The sequence below is a fragment of the Sulfitobacter sp. 1A13496 genome (assembly GCF_043557225.1).
Taxonomy (GTDB): domain Bacteria; phylum Pseudomonadota; class Alphaproteobacteria; order Rhodobacterales; family Rhodobacteraceae; genus Sulfitobacter; species Sulfitobacter faviae.
In genome coordinates this window covers 261,578-277,412 of record NZ_JBIFFP010000003.1, presented here as the reverse complement: position 1 = coordinate 277,412, position 15,835 = coordinate 261,578, and the positions used below count along the sequence as shown (strand labels likewise).

Genomic DNA, 15,835 nt, shown 5'->3' with positions numbered 1-15,835 from the left:
ATGGACGTGATGCCGAAATGGGCCGAGGTGATCCTCGTGCCGCTGATCTCCCTGCTGCTGGCCGCCGTGCTCTCAGCGCTGGTGATCCTGTCGATCGGCGAAGACCCGGTCGCGGCGGTGAATCTCATGGTCAAGGGCGCACTCGGCTCGACCTATGGCTGGGGCTACACGCTGTATTATGCCACCAACTTCATCTTCACCGGCCTTGCCGTCGCCGTGGCGTTCCACGCGCGGCTGTTCAACATCGGTGGCGAGGGTCAGGCGATGCTGGGCGGCCTTGGCGTGGCGCTGGCCGCGCTCTACATCCCGTGGCCGCATTGGACGCTGGCACTGATCGGTTGCGGCGTCATGGCCGGTCTTCTGGGCGCCATCTGGGCCGCGATCCCCGGCTGGCTGCAGGCCAAGCGCGGCTCCCACGTCGTGATCACCACGATCATGTTCAACTTCATCGCCGCGGCGCTGCTGAACTACGTGCTGGTCAACGTCATGCGCCCGCCGGGCAGCATGGACCCGGCCAGCGCCCGCTTCCCCGAGGCCGTGCATCTGCCGACCCTGCACGAGTTGCTTGCCCCCCTTGGCATCGCCTTCTCCAAATCCGCACCCGCCAACGTCTCGCTGCTGGTGGCCGTCGGCGCCTGCGTGGCGATCTGGATGCTGATCTGGCGCACCCGTCTGGGCTATGAAATCCGCGCCTACGGCCATTCGCAGCCGGCGGCGAAATATGCCGGCATCTCGCCCGTGCGCATCACCATGATCACCATGATCATCTCGGGCGCGCTGGCAGGGCTGATGGCGATCAACAACGTCATGGGCGAAAGCGAGCGTCTGGTGCTAAACGCGACCGAGGGCGCGGGCTTCATCGGCATCGCCGTGGCGCTGATGGGCCGCTCGCACCCGGTGGGCGTCTTCTTTGCCGCGCTGCTCTTCGGCTTTCTCTACCAAGGCGGCGCGGAACTGGCGCTCTGGACCTCGATCCCGCGCGAGTTGATCGTCGTCATCCAAGCGCTCGTGATCCTCTTCACCGGGGCGCTCGACAATATGGTGCGGATGCCGCTGGAGCGTCTCTTCTTGATGTTCCGCCGCCCCGGCCCGCCCAAACCCGGCCCCCGCAGCGCCCAGTCGGAGAGCGCGGAATGAGCCCCTATACCCCCCTGAGAAAGCGGGTCTGACCTATGGACTACATCACGCTCATCCAATTGCTCGACAGCACCGTGCGGCTGGCCACGCCGCTGCTTCTGGCCTGTCTTGCCGGTCTTTTCTCCGAACGCGCGGGCGTCTTCGACATCGGGCTTGAGGGCAAGATGCTGGCCGCGGCCTTCTTCTCGGCGGCGCTCGCATCAATCACCGGATCGGTCTGGATCGGACTGGCGGCGGGCATCGCCTCCTCGCTGGCGCTCAGCGCCGTGCATGGCCTCGCCTCGATCACCTTCCGCGGCAACCAGCTCATTTCCGGCGTGGCGATCAACTTCCTCGCCGCCGGCATGACCGTGCTGATCGCGCAGGACTGGTTCGCCCAAGGGGGCCGCACCCCCTCGCTCTTCGGCGGCGCGCGGTTCGAGCCGATCACCCTGCCCTTCGCTGAGGCGATGGAGAGCGTACCCGTCATCGGCCCGCTTTACGAAGAGCTGATCTCCGGCCATTCGATCCTCGTCTACGCCGCCTTCCTCGCCGTGCCGCTGACATGGTGGATCCTGTTCCGCACCCGCTTCGGCCTGCGCCTGCGCGCCGTGGGCGAGAACCCCGCCGCCGTCGACACCGCCGGTGTCTCGGTCGTGGGTCTGCGCTATGCCGCGGTGGCCATCGCGGGGCTGCTCTGCGGCGTGGCGGGGGCCTACCTCAGCACCGCGCTGCAGGCGGGTTTCGTCAAGGACATGTCGGCGGGCCGCGGCTTCATCGCGCTGGCCGCGCTGATCTTCGCCAAGTGGCGGCCGTGGTACGCCCTTTGGGCCACCCTGCTCTTCGGCCTCTTCGGCGCGCTGGAGACCCGACCGGACGTGATCCAGTCGGTCATCGGCATCAAGGTGCAGGGCCAGCTTCTGGGCGCCCTGCCCTACCTGATGACCGTGGTGATCCTCGCCGGTTTCGTCGGAAAAGCGATCCCGCCGCGCGCGGGTGGCGAGCCCTATGTGAAAGAACGCTGACACTTCCTTCCGGCCCTTGCACCCGAGGGCCGGATCGGCGCAACCTGTCAAAGTGGTCGCCTCACCGCGACAAGCTATGTTGAACTGCGCGGCCGTTCGGGGCTAGGAAACGTCATGCAAATCTACCTGCCCATTGCCGAAGTATCGGTTAACGCCTTCCTCCTTTTGGGGTTGGGCGGCATCGTGGGCATCCTGTCGGGCATGTTCGGCGTCGGCGGCGGGTTTCTGATCACACCGCTGCTGTTCTTCGTCGGCATCCCGCCTGCCGTGGCCGTGGCGACCTCCACCAACCAGATCGTCGCATCCTCCTTCTCGGCCCTGCTCGCGCATCTCAAGCGAAAGACGGTCGATTTCCGAATGGGCTGGGTGCTGCTGGCCGGGGGCCTGATCGGCTCCGGCATCGGCATGTTCATCTTTAACTACCTGAAATCGCTGGGCCAAGTCGATCTGCTGGTGACGCTTTGCTATGTCGTTTTCCTTGGCATTATCGGCGGGCTGATGTTCGTGGAATCGCTCCGCGCCATCCGCCGTACGCGCAAGGGGGGCCGGGTCAAACGCAAGAAGCACTATTGGGTGCATGGGTTGCCGTTCAAAATTCGCTTTCGGGTTTCGGGCCTCTATATCTCGGTGATCCCGCCGGTGCTGGTCGGCGCGGCGGTCGGGATGCTTTCCGCGATCATGGGCGTGGGCGGCGGTTTCATCATGGTGCCCGCGATGATCTACCTGCTCGGCATGCCGACCAAAGTGGTGATCGGCACTTCGCTGTTGCAGATCATCTTCGTGACCGGCTTTACCACCATGCTGCATGCGACCACCAACCAGACGGTCGACATCGTGCTGGCGGTGCTCCTGCTGGTGGGCGGCGTGCTCGGCGCGCAGGTGGGCACGCGGATCGGCGTGCGGATGCAGGCCGAACAGCTGCGCATCCTGCTCGCGGTGCTGGTCTTGGCGGTCTGCGGCAAGCTGGCGCTCGACCTGTTGCTGGAACCGGCGGAACTCTATTCACTCAGCCCGGTGGCGGCGGAATGATGCGCGCGCTAATCGCCTTCCTTGGCCTGTGTTTCACGGCCCTGACCGCCACGGCGGAAGAGGAAATCGTGCTTGGCCTCAGCCAGGCCGAAGTCTCCATCACCACCAATTTCGACGGGTCCGAGATCCTCGTCTACGGGGCCGTCAAACGCGAAACCCCGATCCCCGATGGCGCGCCGCTCGAAGTCGTCATCACCGTCTCCGGCCCCTCGGCCCCGGTGATGGTGCGCCGGAAAGAGCGGCGCTTTGGCATCTGGGTGAACACCGCCGCGGTTGAGGTCGACCGCGCACCAAGCTTCTACGCCGTGGTCACCTCCGGCCCGCTGGCCGAGGTGCTCAAACGCATCGAAGACCTGCGTCACCGCATCTCCATCCCCCGCGCCATCCGGTCGGTCGGCGCCCCGATGGAGATCGCGGACCCCACCCAATTCACCGACGCGCTGATCCGCGTGCGCAAGGATGCGAACCTGTACCAAGTCATCGAAGACGGGGTGAAGGTGGATGAGCAAACCCTTTTCCGCGCCGCCGTCGCCCTGCCCGCCTCGCTCACCGAAGGGGCCTATGACACGCGGATTTTCCTCACGCGCGGCGGCGATGTGGTAGCGCAATATGAGACGATCATCGACGTGCGCAAAGTCGGGATGGAGCGTTGGTTGTTCAACCTCGCCCACCAACGGGCGTTTCTCTACGGGCTGCTGTCGCTCTTCATCGCGGTCGCGGCGGGCTGGGGCGCTTCGGCCGTATTCGGCCTCATGCGCCGCTAAGCCGCGCCATCCTCGGTCGCCTCAAGCGTCAGCGCCGCCGCTGGCGCGGCCCGCAGATCATCCACCCGCAACGGCCCCGAAGGCTTGCTGAGCCGGTTGCGCACCACCCAGATCAGACGTTCCTGCGCGCGGGTGATGGCGACATAGGCCAGCCGCTTCCACAGCGGCTGCCCCGCCTCGCTCCGCCCCATCCGCGCGGCGGCATAGAGATCGGGGGCGAAGACCTGCACATTCTCCCACTGGCTGCCTTGGGCCTTGTGGATCGTCACCGCCGCCCCGTGCAGAAAGGTCGCCCCCATGCGGGCGGCGAAGGGGATGAAGGGTTCTTCTTCGTCGGGTTTCTCGATCTTTACGATCGAGGCGGCACTCACCTGCGGGTCCTCGGCCCCGATCACATGCAAGCGGCTGAAGCCGGGCTTGCGCCCCTCGCCCAGATAGACCACCTGCGCCCCCTTGATCAGGCCGCGCGCCTCCAGATCCAGCCGTTTCTTCCGGTGTTTCAGCGGCAGTTCGATCCCGTCGCAGATCAGCGGCTCGCCCGTCAGCAACGCATCCTCCGGCGCGCCATGTACGCTGCGGAACGCATTGATGAGCCGGATGCGCGTCGCGTTGCGCCAGACCAGCACCGGGCTGCGCGCCATCAGGTCGACTTCGACACGCTGGCCCCAGACCACGCGGTCATCCTTGCGCGCCGCGTCTTCGATCATCCGCTCGAAGTCATGAAACTCCAACTGCGGATCGGCCAGCGCATGGGCGAGATCAAGGATCGGGTTGTCGGCCTCTTGCCGGTGGATGCGGTTGAGGTTCAACACGCGCTTTTCGGGCAGTTTCTCGAAGACCATCGTGCCCGACTGGCCCACCGGCGCCAGCTGCGCCGGGTCACCGAACAACAGCAGCGTCGGGAAAATCTCTTTCAAATCCTCGAACTGCTTGTCGTCCAGCATCGAGCTTTCGTCGACGAAACCAATGTCCAAGGGCTCTTCCCGCCGCTTCCAGCCGGTGATGAAATCACTGCCGCGCAGCCCCGCCGCCGCCAACGCCCCGGGCACCGACTTGTTGTTCGCGAAAAATGCCGCCGCCCGGTCCAACGCCATTTCGCTGAGGCCCTCGATCTCGGGCTTCTCACCGTTGCCGGTCAGCCATTCGGCGATGCGCTCATACTCAGGGTGATAGACCGGCGTATAGAGAATGCGGTGGATCGTCGTCGCGGGCACCCCGCGCAACCGCAGCACGCTCGCCGCCTTGTTGGTGGGCGCGAGGATCGCCAAGGTGCGCTTCTCGCGCTTCTTGCGCGATTCGTAATCGCCCGAGACGATCTCGACCCCGGCCCCTTCCAGCGCGCGGTAAAGCTCGGCCAGCAGCAGGGTTTTGCCCGATCCGGCCTTGCCGGTCACCGCCATCACCTGATCCGGCCCGCCCGCAGGCGGCATCAAAAGCGAGTCGTCCAGATCGATGCCCGCCGAGCGCAGCATATCGGCCACCTTGTCATGGGCGGCGGCTTGGTCTTCGGAATAGGTGAGCGCGGTAGATGTCATTGGGCGACCCTAAATGAGCCCCGCGCCGGGGGCCAGATGGCTTTGCCCCGCGCGCCTGTGATTCATGTGGATTATCCGCCTTAGACGACAATCAGCCCCCGGCTGAGCGCACGGGCGACGGCATGGGTGGTGTTAGACGCCCCCAGTTTGAAGCGGGCGCTTTCCACATAGGCCCGCAGCGTATGTTCCGAGATCGACAGACGGTCAGCCACCTGCGCGCGGCTGTAGCCCACGGCCAGCAGGGTCATCGCATCCACCTCGCGCGGGGAGAGCGCCTGCACGGCACCCGGCGCCCGCTCTGGGGCCAGCGCCAGCGCCTTTTCGTTGAAGCAATGGGCCGCCCAGATCAAATCGCGCCGGTGCCGCGCGGTGAAAGCGGCCCAAACCCGATCGGTGCAACTGTGGTTCGTGGTGAAAAGCGCGAATTGCCCATGCGGCCCCCTGATCGGGACGGAGAACCCCTGATCGCCGACGCCATGGTCCAAAGCATCCCGGCGAAACTGCCGCGCCGCGCGAGAGGACCAATCGAGGTCTTTCCAATCCACCGGCTCGAACCGGCGATAGCAGCCCGCGACCACGGGATCGATGCGCAGGTAGTTATGCGCCTGATAGCGCTCAGACCAAAGCGCGCCATAGGTGCCGCAGCCATATTGCACCCCCGCCGTGTCGACCCAGTGATAGACGACATGCAAAATGCCATAGTGATCGCGCAGGTCTTTGCAGGCCTGCCCAAGGGCGGGCTGGCCATCAGCCTGCGCCAGCCTTTCCCAAATCCGTTCCAGATGCGGCTCTATCCTCATGCGTGCGGCCCATGGCCCTTTCGCGTTGCAAGGACATCTCGGCAAGAGCGATCAGCGCCGCGTCGTCCAACTGCTCCGCCGTGCGCGGCAGTTGGTTCGCCATGGCAAAAGCCCTGAGATCGGCCAAAACGTCCAATATCCAATCATCTCGCATGAGGGTCGCCCAGCTTTGGTTAATGGCAGATTAATACAACCATAGCATGTACATTATTTTGCACCATCCGCGCTTTCTGCCCCCCCATAAATAGCGGGGCTTCGGGCGCTAAGCCTCTGTTTCGACAGGGCACCACGCAAAACCCCCGCAGCCGAAGCCACGGGGGTCTCATCTTAGCCGATCCGTGTCGCTTAGTCGCGGGCGACCAGCGTGTCTTCCAACGTGCGCAGCCCGGTCGTCGGGGCCTGCACCAGCACCGACATATTGCCCGGCTTATGCTCATTACGCATCATCTTCATATGCGCCTCGGGCAGATCGGCCCAGCTAAAGACTTCTGACATGCAGGGGTCGAGCCGCCGCTCCATCATCAGCTTGTTGGCCGCACTCGCCTGTTTGAGGTGGGCAAAGTGGCTGCCCTGCAAGCGCTTCTGGTGCATCCACATGTAGCGCACGTCGAAGGTCAGGTTGAACCCGCTTGTGCCTGCGCAGATCACCACCATGCCGCCCTTCTTCACCACGAAGGTGGAGACCGGGAAGGTCGCCTCGCCGGGGTGCTCAAAGACCATATCGACATTCACGCCCTTGCCGGTGATGTCCCAGATCGCCTTGCCGAACTTCCGCGCCTCCTTGAACCACTCGGCATATTCCGGCGTGTTCACGGTGGGCAATTGGCCCCAGCAGTTGAAGTCCTTGCGGTTCAGCACGCCTTTCGCACCCAGATCCATCACGAACTGGCGCTTGCTCTCGTCCGAGATCACGCCGATCGCATTGGCGCCCGCAGTGTTGATAAGCTGGATCGCATAGGAGCCGAGGCCACCGGAGGCGCCCCAGACCAACACGTTCTGGCCGGGCTTCAGGTCATGCGGCTCGTGGCCAAAGAGCATCCGGTAGGCGGTCGCCAGCGTCAGCGTGTAGCAGGCGCTTTCCTCCCATGTCAGGTGCTTGGGCCGGGGCATCAGCTGCTGGCTCTGCACCCGGGTGAACTGCGCAAAAGAGCCGTCGGGCGTCTCGTAGCCCCAGATCCGCTGGCTGGGAGAATACATCGGGTCGCCGCCGTTGCATTCCTCGTCGTCGCCGTCGTCTTGGTTGCAGTGGATCACCACCTCATCGCCGACCTTCCAACGGGTCACCTTATCGCCCACCGCCCAGACGATGCCCGAGGCATCGGAGCCCGCGATGTGGTAAGGCTCGCCATGGCCGTCGAAGGGGCTGATCGGCACGCCGCGCGCGGCCCAGACACCGTTGTAGTTGATGCCCGCCGCCATCACGAGGACCAGCACGTCTTGGCTGTCGAGCTTGGGCACGTCGACCACCTCTTGCAGCATCGCGCTGTCCGGGTCGCCGTGCCGTTCGCGGCGGATCGCCCAAGCATACATCTGTTTCGGGACATGCCCCATCGGGGGCATCTCGCCCACTTCATAGAGGTCCTTTTGCGGGGCGTCATATTCGGCGTGTTTCGTATCCAGTGCCATGTGGGCCTCCTGCCGGTGATCGGTGTCTACAAGGTCTGTGCCGCACCGCAGAATCGCGGTGGCTCCCTTTCGGGATATGATCCGCTGCGCAACAATGCAACCCCTAGATGCCGTTGTTTGTAATTTTATGACCCAGCAGTCGCAGCAATTTCTGCCGCAGGTGCAACATTCTCCGAGGGGAAATGTGCAATGGAATTAGCGTAGAAGGCCAAAACAGGCCCCTGCCCTTCGACGATCTCCAGCCCCTCCGGGCCTTCGGAAATGACGCCACGTTTCTTGAGCCGCGCGGTGGCGCGGGCGACCCGTTCGGGCAGGACCTCCGGCTTCGGCACCCGGTTGCGCGGCGGCATTTTCTCCAAAGTGGCAGCCACTTCGGCCAGCAGATCGGACTCCTTCATCGGGCGCGCGGCCTGCAACATCACCCGCGCGATCAGCGGCACGGTCAGCACCGGCATCGCCTGCGCGATCCGGTCCATCAACATCTCCGACAACTCCGAGACCGGCACCCCGGCCCCGGTACGGCGCAGCGACAGCGGATCGCCAAAGGTCACCGCCGCCGTGCCAAAACGGGTGTCGCGCCCGCGCAGCCGCCGCCACATCTTGCGCAGCACGAAGCCCACAACCACCGTGATCCGCGCTCCGAAACGCCGGTCCCCGCGCTGCCCGGCGGCGATCAACACGCGGTCTTCCAGCACCCGGTCATAGTTAATCGCCACGGGCACGAAGATGATGTCTCGCTCGCCCTCGGGGTCGAACCCATCCACGACATAGGACAGAAGCCCGACCTTCGGCGGCTGCAAGGCCCCGGTCAGGCTCAAGCCGCCCTCGGGGTAGAAGGCCTGCGTCACCCCGCCCGTCGTGGCCATCTGCACATAGCGCGCCAAAACCTTGCGATAAAGCGCCCCGCGCGACCGACGGCGGATGAAATACGCCCCCATCGAGCGGATCAACGTGCTTAGCGGCCAAACCCGCGCCCATTCCCCCACCGCATAGCTCAGCGCCGAAGACCGCGCGGCGAGATAGGTCACCAGCATGTAATCCATGTTCGACCGGTGGTTCATGATGAAGACCACCGTGGCATCCCGCGGCAGCGCGGCGAATGTCGTCTCATTGCTGACCGCCGTCTCGACCCGGTAGACGGTATTGGTCAACAACCGCGCCAAGCGGATGCCGAAACTGAAATAGGCAAAGGCCGAAAACCGCGGCACGATCTCACGCGCATATTCCCGCGCCTTTTGAAAGGCCACGTTCTCGGGCACGCCGTTGCTGCGGGCATAGTTGACGATCTCTTGGCTGACCTCCGGATCATAGATCAGCCGTTGGATCATGTCGTGCCGCCGCGCCAGTTTGAAGGGCTCGATGGGCCGCGTCAGCCGCTTGTTCAACCGCGCCACCGCCCGCTCAAGCCGCCGGCGAAAGAACCAACGCACCGAAGGCAGCAGAAAATGGCTCAGCGCCGTGACGGCTGCGAAAACCACGATGAGGATGAACAGCCAAAGGGGCAATTGCACAGTCTGCGTCATGGCTTAACCCTTACAGTGCAGGGGCGAGAGGACAATATTTATCTGTTTCCCGCCCGCCCAAGCGGCCCGAGTGATGCCGCAACGCAGCGAATTGACAGAGGCATATTATTTCCCCTATCAACGCCATGACGCAACTTTATTGCAACCCAGATTCAAGAGGCCACGATGACCCAACCGCAGAAAGACCGCCCCTGGCTCATTCGCACCTATGCGGGCCATTCCACCGCCGCCGCGTCTAACGCGCTCTACCGCTCGAACCTTGAGCGCGGGCAGACCGGGCTTTCCGTGGCCTTCGACCTGCCGACCCAAACCGGATATGACAGCGACCATGTGCTCAGCCGCGGCGAGGTTGGCAAGGTGGGCGTGCCGGTGAACCACCTCGGCGATATGCGCGCGCTGTTTGATGGCATCCCGCTGGAACAGATGAACACCTCGATGACGATCAACGCCACCGCCCCATGGCTGCTGGCGCTCTATATCGCGGTGGCCGAGGAACAGGGCGCGGATGTCTCAAAGCTGCAAGGCACGGTGCAAAACGACCTGATCAAGGAATACCTCAGCCGCGGCACCTATATCTGCCCGCCCGCGCCATCGCTCAAGATGATCGCGGATGTGGCCGAATTCTGCTATACGAATGTGCCGAAATGGAACCCGATGAACGTCTGTTCCTACCACCTGCAAGAGGCGGGCGCGACGCCGGAACAGGAATTGGCCTTCGCGCTGGCCACCGCCACCGCCGTGCTCGACGCGCTGAAACCCCGCGTCCCGGCAGAGGATTTCCCGAAATTGGTGGGCCGCATATCCTTCTTCGTGAACGCAGGCATCCGTTTCGTCACCGAGATGTGCAAAATGCGCGCCTTTGTAGACCTTTGGGACGAGATTTGCCGCGCGCGCTATGGCGTCGAAGACCCCAAATTCCGTCGTTTCCGCTATGGGGTGCAGGTCAATTCACTGGGGCTGACCGAACAACAGCCCGAGAATAACGTCTACCGTATTCTCATCGAAATGCTGGCCGTGACCCTGTCGAAAAAAGCCCGCGCCCGCGCCGTGCAATTGCCCGCATGGAACGAAGCCCTCGGCCTGCCCCGCCCCTGGGATCAACAATGGTCGATGCGGATGCAGCAGATCATGGCCCATGAAACGGATCTTTTGGAATTCGACGATCTATTCGACGGCAACCCGGCGGTCGATGCCAAGGTCGAATTGCTCAAAGAAGGCGCACGGGCCGAATTGGCGAATCTCGACGGTATGGGCGGCGCGATTTCCGCGATCGATTACATGAAAGGACGTTTGGTCGAAAGCAATGCCGACCGGCTGCGGCGTATCGAAAGCGGCGAAACCGTCGTGGTCGGCGTCAATAAATGGCAGCAAGGCGCACCCTCGCCCCTGATGACCGGCGCGGGCGATGTCATGCAATCCGACCCCGGCGCCGAGGCCGACCAGCTCGCCCGGCTCGACGCATGGCGCAGCGCGCGCGACGACGGTGCCGTTAAACAGTCGCTGGCCGATCTGCGCGCCGCGGCGCAGGCGGGCGAGAACATCATGCCCGCCTCTATCGCCGCCGCGAAAGCCGGGGTGACCACCGGCGAATGGGCCGCGCAGATGCGCGCCGTTCACGGGGAATATCGTGGCCCCACAGGGGTTTCCGCAGGCCAGTCCAACAAGACCGAAGGTCTGGACGACCTGCGCGATGCGGTAGACGCGGTCAGCGACAAATTGGGCCGCAGATTAAAATTCCTCGTCGGCAAACCGGGGCTCGACGGCCACTCAAACGGGGCCGAACAGATCGCAGTCCGCGCCCGCGATTGCGGCATGGATATCAGCTATGAAGGCATCCGTCTGACGCCTGCGGAGATCGTCGAAGCAGCACAAACGGAAGCCGCCCATGTGGTCGGCCTGTCAATCCTCTCGGGCTCCCATGTGCCCTTGGTCGAAGACCTAATGAAACGCATGGCCGAGGCCGGGTTGACCCATATTCCCGTCATCGTCGGCGGCATCATTCCCGAGGCCGACGCCACCCGTTTGCGCGCCGTCGGGGTGGCGCAGGTCTATACGCCGAAGGACTTCGAATTGAACGTCATCATGCAGGATATTATTACGCTTGCCGATCCCAAAGCGGTGGCGGCGGAATAGGCTGATACAAAATACATCGTGCAATTAACGTATTGCCTCTATAATTCCCTCTACCAGCACAATCTGGAAAGGAAATATCAGATATGGAAAAAGACCTGAAATCCATGAGCCGCAAGGAACTGGAGAAACTTCTGTCGGATGTCAAAAAGGCATTGCAGGCCGCACAGGCGCGCGAACGCCGCGCCGCACGCAAGGCGGCGCAAAAGGCAGCGGCGGAATACGGCTTTTCCCTGAATGAGTTAGCTGATGAGGCCCCCGCGCCCAAGAAGGCCAAGAAGCCTCGCAAAGCGCCTGCCGGTCCGAAATCGAAACCCCAGTTCGCCAATCCGGAGAACCCGTCCCAGACTTGGACTGGAAAAGGCCGCCAGCCGAATTGGTTCCGCGCCCAAGTAGAGAATGGAGCCGATCCGGAAACGATGCGGGTTTAATACTTCCCGAAATACGGGAATTTCGCGCCGGTTGAATAGCAATTCACCGGCGCTTTTTTATTGCTAACGGAAATGTGAATTCGGCACCCATCCCCTGCACGGCACCGAGCGGGAGTTTACGTCACGCCCCCTGCCCCACCGCAGCCCTTGTGAAGCCCGCCTTGCGCGGGCAAAATGCGCCAAACATCAGGAGACAGAAATGACCGTCCATATTGGCGCGAAACCCGGCGATATCGCCGAAACCGTATTGATGCCCGGCGACCCCTACCGCGCGAAATGGGCGGCGGAGACCTTTCTCGAAGGGGCCGAACTGGTCAACGAAGTGCGCGGCATGCTGGGCTACACCGGTACATGGCGCGGCAACCGGGTGACGATCCAAGGCTCGGGCATGGGCATGCCGTCGCTGTCGATCTACGCCAATGAGTTGATGACCGAATATGGCGCGCAGACCCTGATCCGCATCGGCTCTTGTGGCGGCATGCAATCCCATGTCGGCATCCGCGACGTGATCATCGCCATGACGGCGAGCACGATCACTTCACCCTCCTCCGGCATTTTCCGCGAATTGAACTACGCCCCCTGCGCCGATTACGGCCTATTGAGCGCCGCCGTGGCTGCCGCCGAAAAGCTCGAAGCTAAGACCCATGTGGGCGGGATCTATTCCTCGGATGTTTTCTATGCGGAGCGCCCCGACCTTGACGAGCAGATGGTGCGCCATGGCATCCTCGGTGTCGAGATGGAAGCGGCGGAGCTTTACACGCTGGCCGCGCGGCACAAGCGGCGTGCCTTGGCGGTGCTGACGGTGAGCGATCATTTGCAGACCGGCGAGGCGCTGCCTTCGGAGGATCGCGAAAAGAGTTTTGGCGATATGGTTGAGATTGCGCTGGAGGCGGCCTTTGCTTGAGTGCGGCGCCTGCTGAGAGGGCGGGATTGGTATTTGAAAAAGGATGAAGGGGCGCGGCGGGGGTCGCGCCTTTTTTCCGTGGCTTGGCGGGTGGTTTGAGCGAGGGGGTGCTTCGTTGGTTGGCGCTCGCGTGTGGGGAGAGTGCGGAAGGTATTTGGGAAAGGATGAAGGGAGGGGGTGTGGTGCGTCTTTCAGGCGTGTTGACCGGCGAGGCGGCCGGAGTAGAGGCAGCCGCCCAAGAAGGTGCCTTCGAGGGCGTTGTAGCCGTGGTAGCCGCCGCCGCCGAAGCCGCAGACCTCTCCGGCGGCGAAGAGACCGGGGAGGATGGTGCCCGCAGGCGTGAGCACGCGGCCTTGGGTGTCGCTGTGTAATCCACCGAGGGATTTCCGGGTGAGGATGTTCAGGCGCACGGCGATAAGCGGGCCGTTGGCCGGATCGAGAATGGCGTGGGCTTTGGCGGTGCGGATCAGGCGGTCGCCACGGTAGTTGCGGGCGCCGCGGATCGCGGTGATCTGGGCGTCTTTGGCGAAGGGGTTGCCCAATTGGCCGTCGCGGGCCGCGATTTGGGCGCGGATGTGCTCTAGGGCGACGGGGGCCTCGGGTGTGAGGGCGTTCATGCGGGTGACGAGGGTTTCCAAGTCCTCGGCGACAATGAAATCCGCGCCCTTTTCTTTGAAAGCCTCGACTGCGGCGGTTGCCCCCTTCCCGAGCCGTGCTTTCAGGACTTCGCCCCATCTGCCGGAGGTGAGATCGGGGTTCTGTTCGGATCCCGAGAGGGCGAATTCCTTTTCGATGATCTTTTGCGTGAGGATGAACCAGCTGTGTTCGCCCGCCTGTAGGATGCGCCCCAGGGTCGAGAGCGTGTCGAAGCCGGGCAGGCAGGGGGCCTCCATCCGGTCGCCGCGCGCGTCGAACCACATGGACGAGGGACCGGGTAGGATGCGGATGCCGTGATTGGGCCAGATCGGGTCCCAGTTCTGCACGCCCTCGCAATAGTGCCACATGCGGTCTTCGTTGATGAGGCCGGCCCCGGCGTCGGCGGCGATGGCGTGCATCTTGCCGTCGACATAGTCGGGCACGCCGCTGACCACCCGGCGCGGCGCGGGTCCGAGACGGTCTTTGGGCCAGTGTTGCCGCACCAGATCGTGGTTGGCGCCGATGCCGCCGGTGGTGAGGATGACGGCCTCGGCGGTATGCTCAAAGTCGCCGGTGACATTGCGCGATGTGCTCTGACCGCGCGGGGCGTCGCTGTTTTCCAGCACCTCGCCCGCCACGCCGGTGACCGCGCCGTCGGTGGTGACCAGCCGCGTGACGCGGTGGCGGAAGGCGAGGCGCAGCCTGCCCGCTGCCCCGTATTCCTGCATCAGCCGCGCGAAAGGGGCGACGACGCCGGTGCCGGTGCCCCAGGTGATATGAAAGCGCGGGACAGAGTTGCCGTGGCCATGGGCACCTGCCCCGCCGCGCTCGGCCCAGCCGACGACCGGGAACCAGCGCAGGCCGATCTGGTGCAGCCAAGCGCGCATGTCGCCTGCTGCCCAGTCGATGAACCCTTCCGCGAGTTTGCGGGGATTGGCGTCTTCGGGGCGGTCGAATTGCGCCGAGCCCATCCAGTCGCGATAGGCGAGTTCCGCGCTGTCGCGGATGCCCATGCGGCGTTGTTCGGGCGTGTCGACCATGAAGAGACCGCCGAGCGACCAATAGGCCTGCCCGCCAAGGCTTTGCGGGCCTTCTTGGTCCATGAGCAGCACCCGGCGGCCACGCAGCACGGCCTCATGGGCGGCAACCATGCCAGCCAGACCCGCCCCCACGACGATCACATCTGCTTTGAAACGCTCACCCATTGCTGCCTCCCCTGTTCCCGCAAGCTTGCGGCGGGCTGGGGGCAAAAGCAAGTCAGAGACGCGGGGTGTCGAGCCCTTTGAGGCAGCGGTCGGGCGGGCCTTCGCTGCGGTAGGCTTCGGCCCCGCAGGCGACGCAGTGGTATTTGCGCAGGGCACCCTTGTCCCCCGCCCGGTCTTCGCGCCAGCGGCAGTCACGCGTGGGCGCGTTGCGACGGGCAAAGATCAGCACGATCACAAAGACGATAACGATGACAAAGGGCAGGATCATGGGAAAAACCAAAGGCCCGGCGCTTGGCCGGGCCTTCCTGTCGGATTGGGTGGATCAGACGGTCCGCTCGACCATCAGTTTCTTGATGTTGGCAATCGCCGCTGCCGGGTTCAGCCCCTTGGGGCAGGTCTTGGCGCAGTTCATGATCGTGTGGCAGCGGTAGAGCTTGAACGGATCCTCAAGGTCATCAAGACGCTCGCCCGTCGCCTCGTCCCGGCTGTCGATGATCCAGCGGTAGGCATGCAGCAGCGCTGCTGGCCCGAGGTAGCGGTCGCCGTTCCACCAGTAGCTGGGGCAGGAGGTCGAGCAGCAGGCGCACATGATGCACTCATAAAGACCGTCGAGCTTGGCACGGTCATCGATCGACTGTTTCCACTCCTTGCGCGGCTCGGGCGTGTCGGTCTCAAGCCAAGGCTGGATGCTGGCGTGCTGGGCGTAGAAGTGGGTCAGATCGGGGATCAGATCCTTGACCACCGGCATATGCGGCAGCGGGTAGATCTTTACCACGCCGTTGATCTCTTCCATGCCGTAGGTGCAGGCCAGCGTGTTGATCCCGTCGATGTTCATCGCGCAGGAGCCGCAGATGCCCTCGCGGCAGGAGCGGCGGAAGGTCAGTGTCGGGTCGATCTCGTTCTTGATCTTGATCAACGCGTCGAGAATCATCGGCCCGCAATCGTCCATATCGACGAAATAGGTGTCGAGCGCCGGGTTCTTCCCGTCGTCCGGGTTCCAGCGGTAGATATGGAACTCGCGCAGGTTGGTTGCCCCTTCGGGCTTGGGCCATGTCTTCCCGCTGGTCATGCGGGAGTTTTTCGGAAGCGTCAGTTGAACCATTATGCGTCT

At 63.8% G+C, this 15,835-nt stretch carries 15 protein-coding genes; 7 read left to right on the top strand and 8 right to left on the bottom strand.

Annotated elements, in window-relative coordinates:
* The 4 genes from ACGYLX_RS10050 to ACGYLX_RS10035 all read left to right on the top strand — a co-directional run bounded on the left by ACGYLX_RS10050 (position 1) and on the right by ACGYLX_RS10035 (position 3,934).
* A complete protein-coding gene (locus ACGYLX_RS10050) occupies positions 1-1,137 on the top strand; it encodes an ABC transporter permease (protein ID WP_271689359.1) in 1,137 nt (378 codons plus the stop codon).
* Positions 1,138-1,172: 35 nt separating this feature from the next.
* Positions 1,173-2,141, top strand: coding sequence for an ABC transporter permease (locus ACGYLX_RS10045; protein ID WP_394449146.1), 969 nt, complete (start codon positions 1,173-1,175; stop codon positions 2,139-2,141).
* A gap of 114 nt (positions 2,142-2,255) precedes the next feature.
* On the top strand, positions 2,256-3,170 hold the full coding sequence (locus ACGYLX_RS10040) for a sulfite exporter TauE/SafE family protein (RefSeq protein ID WP_067261874.1): 915 nt from the start codon (positions 2,256-2,258) through the stop codon (positions 3,168-3,170).
* Positions 3,167-3,934, top strand: a complete 768-nt coding sequence (locus ACGYLX_RS10035) for a TIGR02186 family protein (RefSeq protein ID WP_394449143.1) — start codon at positions 3,167-3,169, stop codon at positions 3,932-3,934. Before ACGYLX_RS10040 ends, ACGYLX_RS10035 begins: the two co-directional genes overlap by 4 nt.
* Here ACGYLX_RS10035 and ACGYLX_RS10030 read toward each other — a convergent pair.
* The 5 genes from ACGYLX_RS10030 to ACGYLX_RS10010 all read right to left on the bottom strand — a co-directional run bounded on the left by ACGYLX_RS10030 (position 3,931) and on the right by ACGYLX_RS10010 (position 9,418).
* Complete coding sequence (locus ACGYLX_RS10030; protein ID WP_394449140.1) at positions 3,931-5,469, bottom strand: ATP-dependent RecD-like DNA helicase; 1,539 nt, start codon at positions 5,467-5,469, stop codon at positions 3,931-3,933. The two genes, ACGYLX_RS10035 and ACGYLX_RS10030, sit on opposite strands and share 4 nt — an antisense overlap.
* 80 nt (positions 5,470-5,549) lie before the next feature.
* The gene (locus tag ACGYLX_RS10025) at positions 5,550-6,269 is read right to left on the bottom strand and encodes a LuxR family transcriptional regulator (protein ID WP_067261877.1); all 720 of its coding nucleotides are present in this window, start codon (positions 6,267-6,269) and stop codon (positions 5,550-5,552) included.
* Positions 6,217-6,423: a hypothetical protein gene (locus ACGYLX_RS10020; protein ID WP_082851964.1), complete on the bottom strand. Its 207-nt coding sequence runs from the start codon at positions 6,421-6,423 to the stop codon at positions 6,217-6,219. Before ACGYLX_RS10020 ends, ACGYLX_RS10025 begins: the two co-directional genes overlap by 53 nt.
* Before the next feature lie 191 nt (positions 6,424-6,614).
* Positions 6,615-7,895: a crotonyl-CoA carboxylase/reductase gene (ccrA, locus tag ACGYLX_RS10015; protein ID WP_209217441.1), complete on the bottom strand. Its 1,281-nt coding sequence runs from the start codon at positions 7,893-7,895 to the stop codon at positions 6,615-6,617.
* A 125-nt stretch (positions 7,896-8,020) separates the two neighbouring features.
* A complete protein-coding gene (locus tag ACGYLX_RS10010) occupies positions 8,021-9,418 on the bottom strand; it encodes a 1-acyl-sn-glycerol-3-phosphate acyltransferase (RefSeq protein WP_394449137.1) in 1,398 nt (465 codons plus the stop codon).
* Between the two features lie 165 nt (positions 9,419-9,583).
* On the opposite strand from ACGYLX_RS10010, the gene ACGYLX_RS10005 reads away from it, so the two are divergent.
* From ACGYLX_RS10005 to deoD, 3 genes are all read left to right on the top strand, one after another.
* Entirely contained in the window at positions 9,584-11,551 is a 1,968-nt protein-coding gene (locus ACGYLX_RS10005; RefSeq protein WP_394449134.1) for a methylmalonyl-CoA mutase family protein, read from the top strand.
* A gap of 83 nt (positions 11,552-11,634) precedes the next feature.
* Positions 11,635-11,979: an H-NS histone family protein gene (locus ACGYLX_RS10000; protein ID WP_271689351.1), complete on the top strand. Its 345-nt coding sequence runs from the start codon at positions 11,635-11,637 to the stop codon at positions 11,977-11,979.
* Positions 11,980-12,178: 199 nt separating this feature from the next.
* On the top strand, positions 12,179-12,883 hold the full coding sequence (deoD, locus tag ACGYLX_RS09995) for a purine-nucleoside phosphorylase (protein ID WP_394449131.1): 705 nt from the start codon (positions 12,179-12,181) through the stop codon (positions 12,881-12,883).
* 191 nt (positions 12,884-13,074) lie between these two features.
* Here the strand turns inward: deoD and ACGYLX_RS09990 are convergent, their stop codons facing one another.
* The 3 genes from ACGYLX_RS09990 to ACGYLX_RS09980 are packed head-to-tail and all read right to left on the bottom strand — an operon-like array spanning position 13,075 to position 15,826.
* Positions 13,075-14,724: an FAD-binding dehydrogenase gene (locus ACGYLX_RS09990; protein WP_168613313.1), complete on the bottom strand. Its 1,650-nt coding sequence runs from the start codon at positions 14,722-14,724 to the stop codon at positions 13,075-13,077.
* Between the two features lie 52 nt (positions 14,725-14,776).
* Entirely contained in the window at positions 14,777-14,992 is a 216-nt protein-coding gene (locus ACGYLX_RS09985; RefSeq protein WP_067261889.1) for a hypothetical protein, read from the bottom strand.
* 54 nt (positions 14,993-15,046) lie between these two features.
* Complete coding sequence (locus ACGYLX_RS09980) at positions 15,047-15,826, bottom strand: succinate dehydrogenase iron-sulfur subunit (protein ID WP_067261891.1); 780 nt, start codon at positions 15,824-15,826, stop codon at positions 15,047-15,049.
* Positions 15,827-15,835: the final 9 nt, after the last annotated feature.

Coding starts and splice junctions, on each gene's coding strand:
- ACGYLX_RS10000 (WP_271689351.1), top strand. CDS start 11,635: ATGGAAAAAGACCTGAAATCCATGAGCCGCAAGGAACTGGAGAAACTT.
- ACGYLX_RS10025 (WP_067261877.1), bottom strand. CDS start 6,269: ATGAGGATAGAGCCGCATCTGGAACGGATTTGGGAAAGGCTGGCGCAG.
- ccrA (WP_209217441.1), bottom strand. CDS start 7,895: ATGGCACTGGATACGAAACACGCCGAATATGACGCCCCGCAAAAGGAC.
- ACGYLX_RS09980 (WP_067261891.1), bottom strand. CDS start 15,826: ATGGTTCAACTGACGCTTCCGAAAAACTCCCGCATGACCAGCGGGAAG.
- ACGYLX_RS10045 (WP_394449146.1), top strand. CDS start 1,173: ATGGACTACATCACGCTCATCCAATTGCTCGACAGCACCGTGCGGCTG.
- ACGYLX_RS10035 (WP_394449143.1), top strand. CDS start 3,167: ATGATGCGCGCGCTAATCGCCTTCCTTGGCCTGTGTTTCACGGCCCTG.
- ACGYLX_RS10020 (WP_082851964.1), bottom strand. CDS start 6,423: ATGCGAGATGATTGGATATTGGACGTTTTGGCCGATCTCAGGGCTTTT.
- deoD (WP_394449131.1), top strand. CDS start 12,179: ATGACCGTCCATATTGGCGCGAAACCCGGCGATATCGCCGAAACCGTA.
- ACGYLX_RS10050 (WP_271689359.1), top strand. CDS start 1: ATGGACGTGATGCCGAAATGGGCCGAGGTGATCCTCGTGCCGCTGATC.
- ACGYLX_RS10040 (WP_067261874.1), top strand. CDS start 2,256: ATGCAAATCTACCTGCCCATTGCCGAAGTATCGGTTAACGCCTTCCTC.
- ACGYLX_RS10030 (WP_394449140.1), bottom strand. CDS start 5,469: ATGACATCTACCGCGCTCACCTATTCCGAAGACCAAGCCGCCGCCCAT.
- ACGYLX_RS10005 (WP_394449134.1), top strand. CDS start 9,584: ATGACCCAACCGCAGAAAGACCGCCCCTGGCTCATTCGCACCTATGCG.
- ACGYLX_RS10010 (WP_394449137.1), bottom strand. CDS start 9,418: ATGACGCAGACTGTGCAATTGCCCCTTTGGCTGTTCATCCTCATCGTG.
- ACGYLX_RS09990 (WP_168613313.1), bottom strand. CDS start 14,724: ATGGGTGAGCGTTTCAAAGCAGATGTGATCGTCGTGGGGGCGGGTCTG.
- ACGYLX_RS09985 (WP_067261889.1), bottom strand. CDS start 14,992: ATGATCCTGCCCTTTGTCATCGTTATCGTCTTTGTGATCGTGCTGATC.